This is a genomic window from Gelidimonas diazotrophica, from assembly GCF_055694025.1.
The window spans coordinates 794,842-812,887 of the sequence record NZ_CM146349.1 but is presented as its reverse complement, the minus strand read 5'-3'; the positions used below and the strand labels follow the sequence as shown (position 1 = coordinate 812,887).

The 18,046-nt window shown below is 58.9% G+C and carries 18 protein-coding genes and 1 riboswitch; of the genes, 13 read left to right on the top strand and 5 right to left on the bottom strand.

From position 1 onward, the window contains the following. Positions 1-262 precede the first annotated feature (262 nt). The 7 genes from KGFNPO_RS03800 (at position 263) to KGFNPO_RS03770 (ending at position 8,649) form a co-directional block, all read left to right on the top strand. The gene (locus tag KGFNPO_RS03800) at positions 263-2,455 is read left to right on the top strand and encodes a cyanophycin synthetase (protein ID WP_472633168.1); all 2,193 of its coding nucleotides are present in this window, start codon (positions 263-265) and stop codon (positions 2,453-2,455) included. A gap of 57 nt (positions 2,456-2,512) precedes the next feature. Further along, on the top strand, positions 2,513-5,077 hold the full coding sequence (gene cphA, locus KGFNPO_RS03795; RefSeq protein WP_472633167.1) for a cyanophycin synthetase: 2,565 nt from the start codon (positions 2,513-2,515) through the stop codon (positions 5,075-5,077). 35 nt (positions 5,078-5,112) lie between these two features. Continuing rightward, a riboswitch (yybP-ykoY riboswitch) is annotated at positions 5,113-5,254 on the top strand. A gap of 121 nt (positions 5,255-5,375) precedes the next feature. Continuing rightward, positions 5,376-5,951: a TMEM165/GDT1 family protein gene (locus KGFNPO_RS03790; protein WP_472633166.1), complete on the top strand. Its 576-nt coding sequence runs from the start codon at positions 5,376-5,378 to the stop codon at positions 5,949-5,951. A 148-nt stretch (positions 5,952-6,099) separates the two neighbouring features. Further along, complete coding sequence (gene thiL / locus KGFNPO_RS03785; RefSeq protein WP_472633165.1) at positions 6,100-7,092, top strand: thiamine-phosphate kinase; 993 nt, start codon at positions 6,100-6,102, stop codon at positions 7,090-7,092. After that, positions 7,089-7,613 (top strand): phosphatidylglycerophosphatase A family protein, encoded by a 525-nt coding sequence (locus KGFNPO_RS03780; protein WP_472633164.1) that lies wholly within the window; start codon positions 7,089-7,091, stop codon positions 7,611-7,613. Before thiL ends, KGFNPO_RS03780 begins: the two co-directional genes overlap by 4 nt. A gap of 53 nt (positions 7,614-7,666) precedes the next feature. Continuing rightward, the gene (locus KGFNPO_RS03775; RefSeq protein WP_472633163.1) at positions 7,667-8,161 is read left to right on the top strand and encodes a CinA family protein; all 495 of its coding nucleotides are present in this window, start codon (positions 7,667-7,669) and stop codon (positions 8,159-8,161) included. A 272-nt stretch (positions 8,162-8,433) separates the two neighbouring features. Beyond that, positions 8,434-8,649: a hypothetical protein gene (locus tag KGFNPO_RS03770; protein ID WP_472633162.1), complete on the top strand. Its 216-nt coding sequence runs from the start codon at positions 8,434-8,436 to the stop codon at positions 8,647-8,649. Between the two features lie 272 nt (positions 8,650-8,921). Here KGFNPO_RS03770 and KGFNPO_RS03765 read toward each other — a convergent pair whose 3' ends face one another. Both KGFNPO_RS03765 and pyrF read right to left on the bottom strand, forming a co-directional pair. Beyond that, a complete protein-coding gene (locus tag KGFNPO_RS03765) occupies positions 8,922-10,361 on the bottom strand; it encodes a pyridoxal phosphate-dependent decarboxylase family protein (RefSeq protein WP_472633161.1) in 1,440 nt (479 codons plus the stop codon). A 273-nt stretch (positions 10,362-10,634) separates the two neighbouring features. Further along, complete coding sequence (pyrF, locus tag KGFNPO_RS03760; protein ID WP_472633160.1) at positions 10,635-11,450, bottom strand: orotidine-5'-phosphate decarboxylase; 816 nt, start codon at positions 11,448-11,450, stop codon at positions 10,635-10,637. 258 nt (positions 11,451-11,708) lie between these two features. Here pyrF and KGFNPO_RS03755 point away from each other — a divergent pair, with 258 nt between their 5' ends. Genes KGFNPO_RS03755 through KGFNPO_RS03745 form a run of 3 tightly spaced genes read left to right on the top strand, consistent with a single transcriptional unit; the run spans position 11,709 to position 13,657 of the window. Next, positions 11,709-12,302, top strand: coding sequence for a LemA family protein (locus KGFNPO_RS03755; RefSeq protein WP_472614836.1), 594 nt, complete (start codon positions 11,709-11,711; stop codon positions 12,300-12,302). Between the two features lie 15 nt (positions 12,303-12,317). Further along, entirely contained in the window at positions 12,318-13,154 is an 837-nt protein-coding gene (locus KGFNPO_RS03750; protein WP_472633159.1) for a TPM domain-containing protein, read from the top strand. Then, the gene (locus tag KGFNPO_RS03745) at positions 13,154-13,657 is read left to right on the top strand and encodes a TPM domain-containing protein (RefSeq protein ID WP_472633158.1); all 504 of its coding nucleotides are present in this window, start codon (positions 13,154-13,156) and stop codon (positions 13,655-13,657) included. Before KGFNPO_RS03750 ends, KGFNPO_RS03745 begins: the two co-directional genes overlap by 1 nt. A gap of 268 nt (positions 13,658-13,925) precedes the next feature. On the opposite strand, the gene dacB is transcribed toward KGFNPO_RS03745, so the two are convergent. Both dacB and KGFNPO_RS03735 read right to left on the bottom strand, forming a co-directional pair. Further along, a complete protein-coding gene (gene dacB, locus KGFNPO_RS03740) occupies positions 13,926-15,353 on the bottom strand; it encodes a D-alanyl-D-alanine carboxypeptidase/D-alanyl-D-alanine endopeptidase (protein WP_472633157.1) in 1,428 nt (475 codons plus the stop codon). Between the two features lie 120 nt (positions 15,354-15,473). Beyond that, entirely contained in the window at positions 15,474-15,644 is a 171-nt protein-coding gene (locus KGFNPO_RS03735; protein WP_472633156.1) for a hypothetical protein, read from the bottom strand. A 62-nt stretch (positions 15,645-15,706) separates the two neighbouring features. Between KGFNPO_RS03735 and KGFNPO_RS03730 the strand changes: the two genes are divergently transcribed. The 3 genes from KGFNPO_RS03730 (at position 15,707) to KGFNPO_RS03720 (ending at position 17,157) form a co-directional block, all read left to right on the top strand. Further along, positions 15,707-16,054, top strand: coding sequence for a hypothetical protein (locus tag KGFNPO_RS03730; protein WP_472633155.1), 348 nt, complete (start codon positions 15,707-15,709; stop codon positions 16,052-16,054). 230 nt (positions 16,055-16,284) lie between these two features. Next, a complete protein-coding gene (locus tag KGFNPO_RS03725) occupies positions 16,285-16,698 on the top strand; it encodes a VOC family protein (protein ID WP_472633154.1) in 414 nt (137 codons plus the stop codon). A gap of 57 nt (positions 16,699-16,755) precedes the next feature. After that, positions 16,756-17,157, top strand: coding sequence for a YciI family protein (locus tag KGFNPO_RS03720; RefSeq protein ID WP_472633153.1), 402 nt, complete (start codon positions 16,756-16,758; stop codon positions 17,155-17,157). Here the strand turns inward: KGFNPO_RS03720 and KGFNPO_RS03715 are convergent, their stop codons facing one another. After that, on the bottom strand, positions 17,158-17,922 hold the full coding sequence (locus KGFNPO_RS03715; RefSeq protein WP_472633152.1) for an enoyl-CoA hydratase: 765 nt from the start codon (positions 17,920-17,922) through the stop codon (positions 17,158-17,160). It lies immediately after the preceding gene. Positions 17,923-18,046 lie beyond the last annotated feature (124 nt).

Sequence of the window (18,046 nt, the reverse complement as noted above, 5' to 3'; positions counted from 1 at the left end):
TTGGCGAGACAGTTTTCATTAAAGCGGCAGGGGGCGTGCGGTAAGTGGGTTTATGAGCGTAAACTACGCTTGAAATTATCTTTTAACTTAGGTTTAATCGCTATTTTGCGCCAAGTATATCCAAAGGCATTGCAGTTGTTTGCTAGTATTTCACATCCGCACAAAATTTCCCTCCGCTAATCCAAACCAAATCTCGCCAGGCGCTCTAAAGTTACTTTGTGTATACATTTTTTGCTTTTCATCTAACCGCCTCACTATTCATATGAATAAAAAAACTATCGACATCATCAATGTGTTGTCTTTGCGCGGGCCGAACATCTGGACTTATCGCCCGGTCCTGGAAGCCTGGGTCGATATCAATGACCTGGAAGATGCACCCTCCAATACCATTCCCGGCTTTTACGAGCGCCTGACAGCATGGCTGCCGGGACTCATTGAGCATCGCTGCGGGATCGGCGAGCGCGGCGGCTTTTTGGAACGCCTGCGCGACGGCACCTGGCCGGCGCACATCATGGAACACGTGATGATCGAGTTGCAAAACCTGGCCGGCATGCAAAGCGGTTTCGGCAAAGCCCGCCAGACCCAGCAGCGCGGCGTCTACAAGATCGCAGTGCGCGCCAGACACGAGCAGGTCAGTCGGGCGGCGCTGGTAGCGGCACGCGATCTGGTCATGGCGGCAATCGAAGATCAACCGTTCGATGTTGCAGCGACCGTTGCAGAGCTGCATGCAATACGCGATTCAGTAGCTATGGGCCCCAGCACCGCCTGCATCGTCGATGCCGCAAACGAACGGCGCATCCCTTCGATACGACTCAGCGAAGGCAATCTGGTGCAACTGGGATATGGCGCCCGACAACGGCGCATCTGGACTGCAGAAACCGATGCCACCAGCGCAATTGCCGAAAGCATATCGCGCGACAAGGACTTGACCAAAAATCTGCTGCAATCCTGCGGCGTGCCGATTCCCGAAGGACGGATTGTCGAAAACTTCGAAGATGCGTGGGAAGCCGCGCAAGATATCGGCCTTCCGGTAGTGCTCAAGCCTTCGGACGGCAACCACGGCCGCGGCGTCTCCACCGACCTGAAAACGCGCAGCGATATCGAAGCGGCTTTCGAACTGGCAGCCCAGGAAGGCAGCGCAGTCATAGTCGAGCGCTTCGTGGCCGGCAACGAACACCGGCTGCTGGTTGTCGGCGGCCGGGTGGTGGCAGCCGCACGCGGCGAAACCGCATCGGTCATCGGCGATGGCAAAGCCAGCATCACGCAACTGATAGACGATCAAATCAATACCGACCCGCGCCGCGGCACCACCGAAGATCACCCGCTCAATCTGGTCTTGATCGATGAAGACCCTGCGGTACTGCTGGAGTTGTCGCGCCAGGGCTTTAGCCCTGATGCGGTGCCGCCGGCCGGCGCCACGGTACTGATCCAGCGCAATGGCAATGTCGCCTTTGACGTCACCGATCTGGTCCATCCGGAAGTGGCGGCTGCCGCCGCGCTGGCGGCGCGCATCATCGGACTAGATATCGCCGGGGTCGATCTGGTCGCTGCTGACATTTCCCGTCCGCTGGAAGAGCAAGGCGGCGCGATTGTCGAAGTCAACGCCGGCCCCGGATTGCTGATGCACCTGAAACCGGCCGATGGCCCGGCCCGTCCGATTGGGCAAGCGATCGTCGATCACCTGTTCCCGGCTACACAGAACAGCAACGGCTGCGGCCGGATTCCGATTGTTGGCGTGACCGGCAGCGCGGGCAAAACCATGGTGGCGCGCCTGATCGCCCGACTGCTACACCTGCACGGTGCGTATGTCGGGCTGGCCTGCAGCGACGGTTTGTATTTACGGGAAAAGCCCGTCGAATCAAGCGACTGCGCCGATTGGCAGGCGGCGCACCGGGTTCTGCTGAACCGGTCGGTAGAGGCCGCCGTTTTTGAAAATAGCTGGCGCACCATTCTGAGCGAGGGACTGGCTTATGACCGCTGCCAGGTCGGCGTCGTGACCAACATCGATCCCCAGGAGTGCTTGCCGGAACTGCATATCAATAACGCCGAACAAATGGTCAATGTTGCACGCACTCAGGTCGACCTGGTGCTGCCGGAAGGGGTGGCGGTACTCAATGCGGCCGATCCGCTGGTGGCCGAGATGGCGGCCTTGTGCGATGGCAGCGTGATTTTCTTTAGCACCTCCTGGGAAATCCCTGCCGTAGCCAAGCACCGCGCCAAGGGCGGGCGCTGCGTATTTGTGGACAATGGCCACGTCGTGCTGGCCACCGGCATGAACCAGACCGCCGTCCTCGATCTCGGCACCATATCCTTTCCGGACCCCGCCCAGCGGCCCTTGATTACACAAAACATTCAGGCCGCCGTGGCTGCGGCCTGGGCGCTGGGTATTGCCGACGATCTGATCCGCGCCGGCATTCAAACCTTCGATTTTGATAATAAGAACGTCGCACATTAAGACTATTCGCTGCATCAATGCACGTTCAGCGTGCTGAATGCACACAAGGAAATATTCATGGAAATATCACGTATTCGAGCATTGCGCGGCCCCAACCTCTGGAGCCGTCATACCTCGATCGAAGCGATCGTGTCTTGCCTCGACACAGAACGTTCAATTACCGACATCCCTGGCTTCGAAGCCAGACTGCGCGCACGCTTTCCTGAAATAAAATTTCTCGATCAGGTGCGCCACAAAGCCCCCTGCTCCATGGCGCACGCGCTGGAAGCCGCGGCGCTCGGCCTGCAGGCACAGGCCGGATGCCCGGTCACTTTCAGCCGCTCAGTGCAAACAATCGACCTAGGAACCTATCAGGTGGTAGTCGAGTACAGCGAAGAAGCAGTCGGCCGGCTTGCCTTCGAGTTGGCGCAAAATCTGTGCCGCGCCGCAGTGGCAGACACGCCGTTCGATCTGGCGCAAGCGCTGGCCAGCCTGCGCGAACTCGATGAAGACGTGCGGCTCGGGCCTAGCACCGGTGCCATTGTGCATGCGGCAGCCGTGCGTGGCATTCCGTACCGACGCCTGACCGAAGGCAGCATGGTGCAATTCGGCTGGGGCAGCCGGCAGCACCGCATTCAAGCCGCAGAAACCGGCCGCACCAGCGCCATTGGCGAAGCGATTGCGCAAGACAAGGAACTGACCAAAATATTGCTGCACGCAGCAGGGGTGCCGGTACCGCAAGGCCGATCGGTATCGAATCCGGAAGATGCCTGGAAAGCTGCCATTGAAATTGGCGGCCCGGTGGTGCTCAAGCCGCGTGACGGCAACCAAGGCAAAGGCGTCGCGGTCAACATCAAGACCCGCGAAGAAGTATTGGAGGCCTTCGCTGTAGCGTCGGCAATCAGCTCTGACGTGATCGTTGAACGCTATCTGCCCGGTCATGATTTCCGCTTGCTGGTGATCGGCAATCAACTCATCGCCGCAGCCCGCCGCGCCCCGCCGCAAGTCATCGGCGACGGCATTCACAGCATCGGCGAACTGATCGAAAACATCAACCTTGACCCGCTGCGCAGCGACGGCCACGCTACCTCCCTGACCAAAATCAGAGTCGACAGCATTACCCTGACAACCTTAGCCAAGCACGGCTACACGATCCAGAGCATTCCTCCCAAAGGCGAGCCGGTGGCGCTGCGCAACAATGCCAACCTCTCCACCGGCGGCACCGCGACCGACGTCACCAACAACGTGCATCCGGAGCTGGCAGCGTGCGCGGTGGAAGCAGCACAGATGATCGGACTCGACATTTGCGGCGTCGACGTGGTGTGCGAAACCGTGCGCAAGCCATTGCAAGAGCAAGGCGGCGGGATTGTCGAAGTCAATGCAGCACCCGGTTTGCGCATGCATCTGCACCCTTCATACGGCAAAGGCCGTCCGGTCGGCGAAGCGATCATTGCCACCATGTATCGCGAGGGCGACGATGGCCGTATCCCGGTAGTCGCCGTGGCTGGCACCAATGGCAAAACCACCACTGCGAGATTGATTGCGCACATCTTGAAAACCAACAAATACCGGGTTGGCCTGACCAGCACCGATGGTATTTATATCGAAGACAAGCGCATCGACAGCGGCGATTGCAGCGGTCCGCGCAGTGCGCGCAACGTATTGATGCACCCTGATGTGGACGCCGCGGTTTTCGAAACCGCACGCGGCGGAATCTTGCGCGAAGGGCTCGGGTTCGATCGCTGCAACGTCGCCGTGGTGACCAATATCGGTGTCGGCGACCACCTCGGCTTGAGCTTCATCAGTACCGTGGAAGACCTCGCTGTAGTCAAGCGGGTGATAGTCGAAAACGTGGCAGCCAACGGGGTAGCGGTGCTCAACGCAGCCGACCCGCTGGTGGCCGAGATGGCAATCGGCTGTCCCGGCTCGGTTACCTATTTCGCCATGAATCACCGCCATCCGGTGATTGCGACTCACCGCGCTCAAGGACTACGCGTGGTGTATCTGGAACAGGGCGCAATTGTCGCCGCACAAGGCCGGAACACGCATCGGATTGAGCTGGCACAGATCCCGCTGACCCGCAACGGCGCTATCGGCTTTCAGGTTGAAAACGCGATGGCGGCGATTGGCGCCGCATGGGGTTTGGGCCTCGGCTGGGAAACCATTCATGCCGGCTTGAATACCTTCATCAACGACGCCCACACGGCGCCGGGAAGATTCAACCTGTTCTCCTTTAACGATGCCACCATCATTGCCGACTACGGCCACAATCCGGATGCGATTGCGGCGCTGGTGGCCGCAATCGAGAACATGCCGGCGCAGCGCCGCTCGGTCGTCATCAGTGCTGCCGGCGACCGGCGCGACCACGACATTCGCCGCCAAACCGAGATCCTCGGAGACGCCTTCGACGCAGCCATCCTGTATGAAGACCAGTGCCAGCGCGGCCGTGCCGACGGCGAAGTCATGGCACTGCTGCGCGATGGCCTGAAACAAGCAAAGCGCACTAAGTCGGTAAAGGAAGTGCATGGCGAATTCCTGGCCATCGATACCGCACTGGCCAGCCTTGCAGCCGGCGACTTATGTCTGATTCTGATCGATCAGGTCGAAGAAGCACTGGCGTATATTGCGCAGCGCTGCGCATAAAACCGCCCCCGCGCGCCCGTTAATGTCATAAAATGCGCGCAGTCACGGGGGAGTAGCCGCCCGACAATCCAGTTGTTACAGAATCTGGATTGCCGGGGCTTGCGTCAACATGCTTGGCCTTTCGGCCATGGTGCAAGCGGTGCCAGGAGCCTGCCGGACTTGGGAGATCGGGAAATCAAACCGATTCCTCCCAAGTCCGGCAGGCTCCTGACGCTTGGCAAGACCTATGACTATGCTGCCCTGGACTGGCCGGGGAGCGGCATAGTCATTGGTTCTATATCCGGCCTGGGAGCATCAATTGGAAGCATTTCTCATCTCGACCGGGATCGTAGCCCTGGCCGAAGTCGGCGACAAAACACAAATTCTCGCCTTTATCCTCGCCGCAAAATACAAAAAACCGGTTCCCATCGTGCTCGGCATATTGGTAGCCACCCTTGCCAATCACGGCTTCGCCGGCGCGCTCGGAGCCTGGATTACCACGCTGATGGGGCCGCAAACCCTGCGCTGGGTGCTCGGCATCTCGTTTATCGGCATGGCAATCTGGACCCTGATTCCAGACAAATTTGATGAAGGCGATGCAAAATTCGCCCGCTTCGGCGTGTTCGGCACTACGCTAGTAGCCTTTTTTCTGGCAGAAATGGGCGACAAGACACAGGTCGCCACGATTGCGCTGGCGGCACAGTATCAGGCGCTGTTTACCGTCGTAGCCGGCACCACGCTGGGCATGATGATCGCCAACGTGCCGGCGGTTTTCCTGGGAAACCGGATTGCCGAAAAAATGCCGGTGCTCCTGGTGCACAGAATTGCAGCGGCAATCTTCGCCATTCTGGGCGCTGCCACTTTGTTTGGCGCAGGTGCGCGGCTGGGCTTTTAAGTCGGAGTGCACGTAGGGGCGGGTTCCAAACCCGCCCCTACCACCCGATAGTGCCGTAGGATAGGTGCAACCCATCTTGTAAGTGCGATATGTGATGGGTTGCACCCATCCTACTGCGCTCTTTAAAAAGAACCATGACTGAAAAAATATGGCATCAACAATCCACAAAAGCACAATTTCCGAATTTGACCTGATTGCTCGCTTCTTCACCCGTCCCAATCGGAGCCGTTCCCAAATTACCTTGGGAATCGGCGACGATTGCGCACTGCTGCGTCCGACGCCAGGCATGGAAATGGCGGTCTCAAGCGACATGCTGGTCGAGGGGCGGCACTTCTTGCCCGCTGCCGACCCGAAAAAACTCGGCCATAAATGCCTGGCCGTAAACCTGTCCGACCTGGCAGCAATGGGCGCTCGACCGCTCGGCTTTACGCTGGCGTTTTCCTTGCCGCAGTCCGATTGCGCGTGGCTGACCGGATTTGCCGACGGCTTGTTCGCGCTGGCCGATGCCCACGATTGCGCACTGATCGGCGGCGACACCACCCGCGGGCCGTTGAATATTTGCATCACCATCTTCGGCGAAATCCCGCCCGGGCAAGCGCTACGGCGCGACGCCGCGCAGGCAGGCGACGATATCTGGGTCTCCGGCACGCTGGGCGACGCGCGCCTGGCGCTGGCCGGCTTGCGGCAGGAAGTCGCGCTCGACCAAGCAAGCCAAGCCGCTGCCGCACTGCGACTGGATGCGCCGACCCCGCGTGTGGCGCTCGGATTGGCCTTGCGCGGCGTCGCCCATGCCGCCATCGATATCTCGGACGGTCTGAGCGGCGACCTCGGACATATCTTGCAGCGCTCCGGTTGTGGCGCGCGGATCAACCTCGATGCACTGCCGCTGGGCCCGGTACTAACGCGACAGCCGCAAGCGCTACAGCGCCAATTTGCACTAGCCGGCGGCGACGATTACGAACTCTGCTTCACCGCCGCCACCGCGCAACGGGCCGCAGTTCTGGCTGCGGCGCACGCTGCCGGCACCGCCGTCACGCGCATCGGCAGCATCGAGCCGGCCACCGGCCTGCGTTTGGTTGACGCCAGCGGCGCGACGCTCGACCTGCAGTACTCTTCCTTCGACCACTTCACGTCCCCATGAATACACCTGAACCCAGCCGTAGCGCCCACCCGATCAAAGCCACTGCCCGCTTCATGCTGGCCCATCCGGCGCATCTGATCGCCCAGGGCTTCGGCAGCGGCTTGTCGCCGATCATGCCAGGCACCTCTGGCACGTTGTACGCTTGGCTGTCGTTTGCAGTTTTGAGCTTGCGCTGGCCGGAACTCTTCACCCCGGCCAACTGGGCCATCATCATAGTGCTCGGCTTCGCGCTCGGGGTCTGGGTCTGCGCCATCACCGGCCGCAATCTGGGTGCGCCTGACCACGGCAGCATGGTATGGGATGAAATCATCGCGTTCTGGCTGGTGCTGCTCTTCATTACACCGGCCGATCTCGCGACCCAATTCTGGGCCTTTGTCTGGTTCCGTTTTTTTGATATGGTTAAGCCGCCACCAATTCGCTATTTCGACCAACACCTCAAGGGAGGCTTTGGCGTAATGTGGGACGACATCATGGCAGCGTTTTACACCTTGCTGGTGTTCGCGTTGTGGCGCGCAATATAAAGATTTAGGACTAAGTTTAGATTTACAACAGTGACAAACCAGAGGGGACTGAAATGGAAGACATCATCAAATTAGCCGCAGAAGTCGGCCAAGCACTGCAACAAAAAGACTTGCTGCTAGCCACCGCAGAATCCTGCACCGGCGGCGGGGTGGCGCAAGCGATCACTGAAATTGCCGGTTCCTCGGAATGGTTCGACTGCGGCTACATCCCCTATTCAAACGACTCGAAGACTGAAATGCTGGGTGTATCGGCAGTGCTGATTGCGCAACACGGCGCGGTCAGCGAAGAAATCGCCGCTGCAATGGCGCAAGGCGCACTGGCCAACAGCAATGCGCACATCGCCATCGCCACCACAGGAATTGCCGGCCCCACCGGCGCAGTGCCGGGCAAGCCAGTCGGCACCGTCTGCTTCAGCTGGGCCATGGGCGGGCGGATCACAACCGAACGCAAAGTGTTCGTCGGCGACCGGCACGCGGTGCGTGAACAGACCGTGGTACATAGCTTGAACGGGATATTGCGCTTCCTGAAAACGCCTGCTGCATCCTAAAAACGGCAATTTTCCGATTCCATCTCAACCTCACCCTATTGCAGGGCATGAACCAACTGGCACGCCACATGCTCACCCGCATACGTGCCTGGTTCTGGCAACCGGTCCGGTTACGAGTATGCCAAACCATTCCCAGCAACGGATTTGCATGGCTTTGACCACTTCAATTAGCACCTTTTTGAGCCGCGACAACAAAGTAATCACTAAATTTAATTAAACTAAATTGCGCAATATCGCGCGACTTATGCAACTTATATTTGAGGAAAAACAATATGAATAAGCTTATTGCAGTGCTGAGCATATCCTTGGGTGTACTGGCAGGATGCGCGCAACCTGGACCCGACAAGATGCATAAAGACCGCATGATGGATAAGCAGGACATGAAGATGCAGCACGACATGATGATGAAGGACTGCAAAATGGAGAAAGATGAAATGATGATGAAAGAGTGCATGATGAAGAATGATGAAATGATGAAAAAACCATAATATTTGTCGCTGCTTATACGATAGAGGTAAACCAGCTTCTGATACCTCTACGGTGCGACTTAGCATAAACCCAGCCACACGGGACACTGAGTGTCCCGGTGTTTTCTGTTGTGGCTGCCTGCTTATTCTACTTATCCTGCTTTCATGCTGTTTTCAGCATAATCCCAATACAACCAGCAATTCCGTCCCGGAGATATTGCCCAGCCAGCCGCCATGAATGAAGTCCGCGTCATGCTGGCTATCAAGCTGTCTCAATATCTATCGCATCTTTTTTACTTGCCCGCTGCATCGCCCAGCTTGATCACTGCGTCGAACAGGGCGTCGATATCGCGCTTCTCGGTGCGATGGTTGACGATCGCCACCCGTATCGCCAGGCAGCCGTTGACCGTGGTGGCGGATGGCGCGGCGATGCCGGATTCGTGCAGATCGGCTATCAGTTCGGCATTGACGCGATCACACTCGGTGCTGCGATAGCGAAAACAAACGATATTGAGCGAGGCCGGTGACAGCAGTTCCAGCTTCGGTTCGGCCTCGATTTTTTGCTGCAGGTATTGCGCCAGTGCACAGGTGCCGGCAATCACCTGGCCGAGCTTTTCAGTGCCGTAGACTTTAATCGTAAACCAGGTTTTCAAGGCCCGGAAACCGCGCGACAGGTCGGGGCCGAAATCGCAAGGCCAGGGCGAACTAGCCGCCAGGCCGCGGGTCTCGCGCCGCAGATAGGCCGCCGGCGAAGCAAAAACGTCGTGATGCAAGCTGCCGTCCCGCACCAGAAAAAAGCCCGCGTCGTAAGGCACCTGCATCCATTTGTGGAAATCGAAGGCGATGCTATCAGCGCGCTCGATGCCTTTCAGACGCGGGGCGATCTCGGTCGACAACATCCCCAGCGCCCCGTAAGCGCCATCGATATGAAACCACAGCCGTTCGCTGGCCGCGATGTCGGCCAGCGCGGTCAAGTCATCAATCGCGCCGTGGTTGACGGTACCGGCCGAGCCGGCAATGAAAAATGGCGTGAAACCCTGCTCTCGATCGGCAGCAATCGCGCGCTGCAGCGCCGCCAGATCCATCTGATGTTGCGCATTCATTGGAATCACCCGCAACGCGTCAAAACCCAGCCCCGACAAATCGACCGCTTGTGCAATGCATCCGTGCGCACCGGCCGAAGTGTAGGCGGTCAGCCGGCGGCCGTCAGCGGCCAGCCCTTGCTGCCGCACTTCCAGCCCGAGCGCCGCAGTGCGCGCCACCAGCACGCTCATCAGGTTCGCCATCGAACTGCCAGTGACGAACAAGCCAGTGGCCGTATCCGGAAAGCCGAACAGTTCGCGCACCCAGCGCAGCACTTGCCGTTCCACTTCCAGCGGCATCTGATCGCGCGCGCCGAGATTGGCATTCAAACCAGCCGCCAGCATCTCAGCCAGCATGCCGACCGGATTGCCGCCGCCCTGCACCCAACCCATGAAGCCGGGATGCGTATTCCCGGCTGCATACGGCAGAATGTCCTGCATGAAGCTGTCATGCACCGTCGCCAGATCAGTCGGCGCGGCCGGCAAGGGTTCGGTGAAGATGTCACGCTTGTGCTGCGGAATCGGTTGCCAGACTGGACGCTGGCGCAGGTTTGCCATGTAATCGATGATGTCGTCCAGCATCAGGTGACCTTGCGCACGCAGCGCTTGCCAGTCATCCGGGTCGAGGGAATGGGAGTCTTTCGAAATCATTTTTTGCTTATTTCTCTTGAAGTGCGAAATTGGCTTATTTGCCGTTCTATTCAGTCCGCTATGGATTGCCCCCTCTCCCGCTTGCGGGAGAGGGCCGGGGAGAGGGAGCGCGCAATGGCCAAGGTGGTCAAAACAAGGCTCAACCTTAATTGCATTGCCACATAATGCTGCCGGAATGCTTGCTAAGGCCCTCTCCCTAACCCTCTCCCGCAAGGGGGAGGGGGATCAAACTGTCCTCGCTTAGCGAGTCTGAATAGTTACTATTTGCCGAACCTATCTGCGGCAGCGATTAATCGCATCCCGCGTCGCCAGTGCAACCGTCCGTGCGGCAGCGGCAAAATCTTCGCCCTGCCCCGCATATAAGATCGCGCGGGATGAATTGATCATCATCCCGCAGCCATCGGTGGTCTTGCCGGCCGCCACGGTGGCGGCAACGTCGCCGCCCTGAGCGCCGATGCCGGGCACCAGCAGCGGCATCTCGCCCACAATCGCACGCACTTGCGCCAGTTCGTTGGGAAAGGTGGCGCCGACCACCAGCGCGCACTGGCCGTTGGTGTTCCATTTCTCGGCCACCAGTTGCGCCACATGCTGGTACACCGGACGGCCGTTGGCGTTCAGGAATTGCAGGTCGGAGCCGCCCGGGTTCGAGGTGCGGCACAGCACGATGGTGCCGCGATCCTGCCATTCCAGATACGGGGCGACCGAATCGGAGCCCATGTATGGGTTCACCGTCACCGCATCGGCACCGTAGCGCTCGAACGCTTCGCGCGCATATTGTGTGGCGGTGGCGCCGATATCGCCGCGCTTGGCGTCCAGAATCACTGGCAGTTGTGGATAATTGACGCGCATGTAACTGCATAGCGCTTCCAGCTGATCTTCGGCCCGCATCGCAGCAAAATAGGCGATTTGCGGCTTGAACGCACACGCGGTATCGGCAGTCGCATCGATAATCGCCTTGCAGAAAGTGAAGATCGCGTCCGGTTGCCCTTGCAGATGGGGCGGGAATTTGCTGATGTCGGGGTCCAGTCCGACGCACAACAGAGAATCGTGCGCGGCCCAGGCGGCGGATAACTTTTCGATGAATGTCATGACATATCTTGAATGAGGCAAACCCGTGCATTGTAACTCCACCGATCATGCTGTTTAACATGGAAGTCGCGTAGCGACTCACTACGCGCCCCTCTCCCGCGAGCGGGAGAGGGGTTGGGGGAGAGGGCGGCCATGGCATTTTCTCCATGGCCGTGGGCGGCAGGCAATTGAAATCCCGGCGCAGCCCCCAAAATAACGCTTTGAGCGGTAACATGGTGCTTGCTGCATTGCCTATCAAATATCTTCGAAAGAACCAGAATGAACAAATGGCTGAAACTGATTGCAATCGCGGTACTGAGCGTCACCCTGTCGGCCTGCGGCTATAACGATTTCCAGGCCAAGGACGAGGGCATCAAAGGGGCTTGGGGCGAAGTGGTCAACCAATACCAGCGCCGCGCCGATCTGATTCCGAACCTGGTCAATACGGTCAAGGGTTATGCCTCGCACGAGAGTGCGACGCTGGAAGCAGTGATCAAGGCACGCTCTGCCGCCACCAGTTTCCAGATCACGCCGGAAGTATTGAACAATCCGGAAGCCTTCAACAAGTTCCAGCAAGTACAGGGCGAATTGTCCGGCGCGCTGTCGCGCCTGATGGCGGTGTCGGAGAATTATCCGAACCTGAAAGCCGACACCAGCTTCCGCGACTTGCAATCGCAACTGGAAGGCACCGAAAACCGAATCACGGTGGCGCGTCAGCGTTACATTGTTGCAGTGCAAGAATACAACGTGCTGGCACGCAGCTTCCCGACCAATCTGACCGCGATGGTCTTCAGCTACAAGGTCAAGCCCTCGTTTACGGTTGAGAATGAAAAAGCAATCTCGAACGCACCCACAGTGAATTTCGGCAAATAATTTTCATACACAAGCATGCACACCTTCCGTATTCTGCTCGCCTGCACCCTGGCGCTATGGCTGTCGATGACTGGCGCGCAAGCGCAGGTACAAGGTCTTGTAGCGGTGCCGCCGCTGTCGGCCCACGTGATCGATCAGGCCGGCATGCTGGACCCCAAGCAGCGCAGCAATCTGGACCAGGTGCTGAAGGAATATGAAACCCGCAGCGGCAGCCAGATTGCGATTTTACTGGTCAATAGCACCGCGCCGGAAGCCATCGAGCAATACAGCATCCGGGTCGCGGACGCCTGGAAGCTGGGGCGCAAAGGCGTCGATGACGGCGTCATCCTGGTGGTCGCAAAAGACAACGATAAAGCCTTGCGCCGCTTGCGCATCGAGGCCGGGCGCGGAATTCAGGGCACCGTCACCGATGCCCAATCGAAACGCATCCTGCAAGACGTGATCGCGCCGTATTTCCGTCAGAACGATTATCACGGCGGGCTGGCGGCCGCCATCACCGCACTGACCACACTGATGGATCAGGAGCATCTGCCAGCGCCCAGCGGCAAGAGTAAACAACAGGCGACGGACGATGGGCTCTCAGGCTGGCTGCCGATCCTGTTTCTGCTATTCATGTTCATCGCCATCATCTATCAGCGCTCGCGCAGTTCCTTCAAATACGGAGCCAAGGGCCGCAACGCCGGCGTGATTCTGGGCAGCGCCGGACTGGGCGGCTTACTAGGCGGCGAATTCGGCAGACATTCCGGTGGCTCATCCCGTGGTGGTGGTTTTGGTGGCGGTGGCGGTGGCGGCGGTGGTTTTGGTGGTGGCGGTGGTGGTTTTGATGGCGGTGGCGCGTCGGGAGATTGGTAATGATGGATTTATTTTCACGCCTGAAACGGCATCTGCTGACGACTTCCGGCACCGGCCGCCGCGCTTTTCCACCCGCCACCCTGAAAGCGATTGAAGCCACCATCGCCGCAGGCGAAGTGCTGCACCGGGCCGAAGTTTGCCTGATCATCGAGTCATCGCTGACCCTAACCGAAGTGCTGCAGCAGGTTTCGGCCCGCGACCGCGCGCGCGAATTGTTCGCACTGCATCGCATCTGGGATACCGAAGAGAATTGCGGGGTACTGGTTTACGTCAATCTGGCCGACCGCAAGGTCGAAATCGTGACCGACCGGGGCGTAGGCCGACAGGTTGACAGCAGCGACTGGCAAGCAATTTGTCACGCCATGACGCACGGCTTTGCCCGCGGCGAGTTTCACCATAGCGTCGTTACGGCGCTGCAAAAAATCAATGCACTGTTGCAGAAGCATTACCCGGCACAGGGCGCGAGCAGCAATCAACTCGACAACCGGCCAGTGCTGCTGTGATGCAATGCTCTGCGTGAGCAATATACTCCAATAGGTGACATCGTTTTACGCATTATGTATATGCGGAAAACTGACATACTCCCGTATAATTATTAAAATGTAATTATTTTGTCTGCTATGAGAAACTTCCAAATCGAAGCAAATTTTTGTAGGAGCGCACCCGGGCGCGAAAGCAGTCGCCAGACTGCCGCCGTCTGTCGCGGCCAAGTCCGCTCCTACAGGAACCACACCACTTCGCTCTTGATTGGCATGCCTGCTTAACAGTTACTTATCCCCACTGATAAATCCACTGCAGCAGCGCATCTTGCGCCGCACGTCCCGATGCGGCGTTGCGATCGTTAATCAGGCACACCACCACATAGCGCCGGCCGGACGCGGCCAGTACAAAGCCGGCAATCGAACGCACCTGGTCCAGCGAACCGGTCTTGATATGGGCATGACCGGCGATATCGTCATCCCGCAGCCGCTTGCGCATCGTGCCATCCAGCCCCACCAGCGGCAGCGACCCGATGAATTCCGGCATGGTCGGCGCATGGAATGCCGCCACCAGCATGCGCCCCAGAGTGCCGGGTGAAATACGCTCGGTGCGCGACAAACCGGAACCGTTTTCGATCACCAGTTCCGGCGCATCGATACCCTTGCCCGCCAGCCAGAACTTGACCGCATCGGCGCCGCGCCGGGTGCTGGCCGGCAGCAGCGGGATTGCGGGTGACAGGCTCAGAAAGACCTGACGCGCCATCACATTGTTGCTGTATTTGTTGATATCGCGAATGATTTCCGGCAGCGCCTGGGATGACCATTCGGCAATCAGGCTGGCGTCGTTCGGCAGGTGGCCGTCGATGACAGCGCCATTGAAAGTCCCGCCCAGATCCAGCCACATCTGGCGAAACATCTTGCCGAAAAACTCCACATGGCTGATTCGGTAAGGGTTCATATACCAAGTCTTGTCGCCGCATGCGACCGGAAACGCGCCGTTAAAAACGAGGCCGTCGGCGGTAAATTCAGCACCCAGCTTATCCTGCCAATTACCGCAATCGCCGTTTGAGAGCAGCGGCGCGGCAACCTTGAAGCCGGCAAACGGCAAATCCACCGAGACCTGCACGGCAGCACCAGCCGCATCCGGCAAGAAGCGCACGCCTATCGTCTTGTAGTTCAGCAGCAAGGCGTCCGGCCCGACGTTGTAAGGCTTGCCGGGCTCGTCATCGAAGGCGGCCGCATCGTGCGGGTTGTCCTCGAACGCGCTGCGGTCGAGCACCAGATTGCCGCTGATTTCACGGATTCCCTGGGCCCGAATCCGGCGCAGGAACAGCCAGAAATTTTCCAGCACCAGTTTCGGATCGCCGCTGCCCTGGATGATCAAATCGCCTTGCAGCACATCGCCGCGCTGCGGCCCGGCGCCATAAGCCCGGGTTTTCCAGGCGTAAGTGGGACCCAGCAGTTCCAGCGCCGCATCGGTAGTCACCAGCTTCATCACCGATGCCGGATTGAACGCGGCCGCTGCATTGACCTCCAGCAGCGCCGCGCCAGCCGACACCTCCTGTACATAAATCCCGACCCCGGCCATGGAAATACCGGCACGCTGCAGAGCGTCATCCACTGTGGGCGGCAGCGTCTGAGCCCAGCCAGCCGCTGCCCATACCAGCAAGCAACTCCCGGCGGCCAATCTGGCAAATTTGTTAATGATAAATAAGGGCATCGTATTCCTGTTGGTAATTTAAGGCGCACGCGGTCGTTGCACTTGTTCGCCAATCTCTGTTGCACGAGCACGCGGATGGACCCTGCAGACAAATTTTACTATGCGCGCTAGCGTACAGAATCAGCCGGGCAGTTCGCGTAGCATCATCAACAATCGCAACGCATCGACAGGATATGCGCCGGGGTTATCGGTGCGTGTCGGCTGCGGATGCGACCTTGCAGTAGCGATGGTCTGATCTGCCGGCACTGAACCTTGTCGTCGGAAACTGATCGAATCCGGGTGGCTGCTCACAATAACGTGCGTAGTTCTCGTTTGCCAAATAAAGGAAATCATCATGAAATACTCAAAACTGTTTGTTGCAATATTGGCTGCTCTGGCGCTGGGTGGATGTATTTCGCTTCCTGCAGGTCCGGCCGGACCGCAAGGAGAGCCTGGATACACAGGGGCAACCGGTGACACCGGCGCGACTGGATATACCGGTGCAACCGGCAGGGCTGGCGGCGCCGGCGCCACCGGGGAAACTGGCGCCACCGGATACACTGGTGCGACTGGGGAAACCGGCGCGACTGGATACACCGGTGCAACTGGGGATACCGGCGCGACTGGATACACCGGTGCAACCGGAGGCACCGGCGCCACCGGCAGGACTGGCGCAAGAGGAAACCCGGGCACAAGAACCACAAACGGCGAAACCATCGTGATTGTGCCGCCACCGCGCTAAGGAATCCCGGGCGAACCCTGGCTTGGTAGTTGCGGGTTCGCCAAGGAAGTGACGTGCTCCGGGCGTCGGGAGGGCTACGATCCGGATGAAAAAAGTTTGTGCAAAGTCGACTGTGCGCAGCCTCGTTCGTCGTAGAGTTAAAGCGCGTATTCACCAACCGGCCGGGTCCGTCCGCAAGCCCGGCTGTTAACCCAACCCGAAAGGATTCCTATGCAAGTCCAACCCTATCTGTTCTTTGATGGCCGTTGCGAAGAGGCCATCGAGTTCTACCGCAGCGCGCTCGGCGCCGAAGTGATGATGCTGATGCGCTTCCAGGACAGCCCGGAGCCGCATGAGCCTGGGATGTGTCCGCCCGGTTCGGAGAACAAGGTGATGCATGCGAGCTTGCGCATCGGCGATACAACGGTGATGGCTTCAGATGGCCGCTGCCTGGGGCAGCCGAACTTCCAGGGCTTTGCGCTCTCGCTCACAGTGCCTGACGATGCCGAGGCCGAAAGGCGGTTCGCGGCTCTGGCCGATGGCGGGCAGGTGCAGATGCCATTGGCCAAGACTTTCTATTCCTCGCGCTTCGGCATGGTTGCCGACCGTTTCGGCGTCAGCTGGATGGTCATCGTCGCGCCCTGAGCCGGTCCGGAAGCCCTGCCCCCAACGCTCCAACGCCAACCAGAAGGAGTTACCGCAATGCTATTCATGATGCTGATGATCCCCAAAGGGTATGAAAATGCAGCGCCGGGCACCATGCCGGACCCCAAGGCGGTTGAAGCGATGATGCAGTACAACGAATCCCTGCAGAAGGCCGGCGTGCTGCTCGCGCTCGCTGGCCTGCACCCACCCTCGATGGGCGCGCGCGTCACGTTTTCCGGGGGTAAGCCGATGGTGGCCGACAGCCCCTTCTCTGAGGCGAAGGAGACGCTCGGCGGCTACTGGATGATTCAGGTGAAGTCGAAGCGAGAGGCGCTCGAATGGGCCTCCCGCTGCCCCGCTTCGGACAATGAAATCATCGAGGTGCGCCAGGTGATGGGGTTCTCGGACTTCCCTGCTGACGCCGGCGAACCACCGGCATCTTTTGGCAGCGTCAATTGATCAGGAAAACTGCGTGAAATCCGGTTTGCGTTTCTCCAAAAATGCGCTGATAGCTTCTTTCGCTTCCGCCGCAGACAGCATTGCGCGGAAATGTTGCCCCTCTTCCGCGATTTTGGCTTCAATCGCTGCCCGCTGACTGCTCTTCATCAAACGCTTGGTGGTGCGAATCGAAGAAGCTGGCAAAGCCACCAATTTAGCGGTCTGCTGGCGCGCAAACTCCAGCAGTTGATCGGCTGGCAAAACCCGGTTCACCAAACCCATGTCGAAAGCTTCCTGGGCGAAAAATGCTTCACCCAACAGCAACTTCTCCGCTGCGCGCTGATAACCGACAATCTGCGGAAACAGCAGGCTCGACGCAGCTTCCGGGCACAGGCCGAGTTGCGCGAACGGCATCGAGAAGCGGGCATTATCGGCCGCATACACCAGGTCGCAATGCATCAGCATGGTGGTGCCGATGCCGACCGCTGCGCCGGATACCGCGGCCACAATCGGTTTGCTGGCATGACTGATCTGCTGCAGGAACTGGAATACCGGGCTGGTTTCAGTGCTGGGCGGATTTCCCATGAAATCTGCCAGGTCGTTGCCGGCGGTAAAAATTTCCGGCTTGCCGACGAACAGGATGGCACGTACCGCGCCGTCTGTTTCTGCCTCCCGCAAGGCATCGGCCATGCTTTGATACATCGCGGCGGTGATCGCATTTTTCTTGTCTGGACGATTGAATTCTATCGTCAGGATGCCTGCGTTCTTGCTAGTCAAAATATCCATTGTCTCTCCCAAAAATGTATTTATTCAGCCCGTCATGGACGCTCTTTCCCCTTGTAGGGGCGGGTTCCAAACCCGCCCTTGATGGATGAACAAAGGGCGGGTTTGGAACCCGCCCCTACGTCAC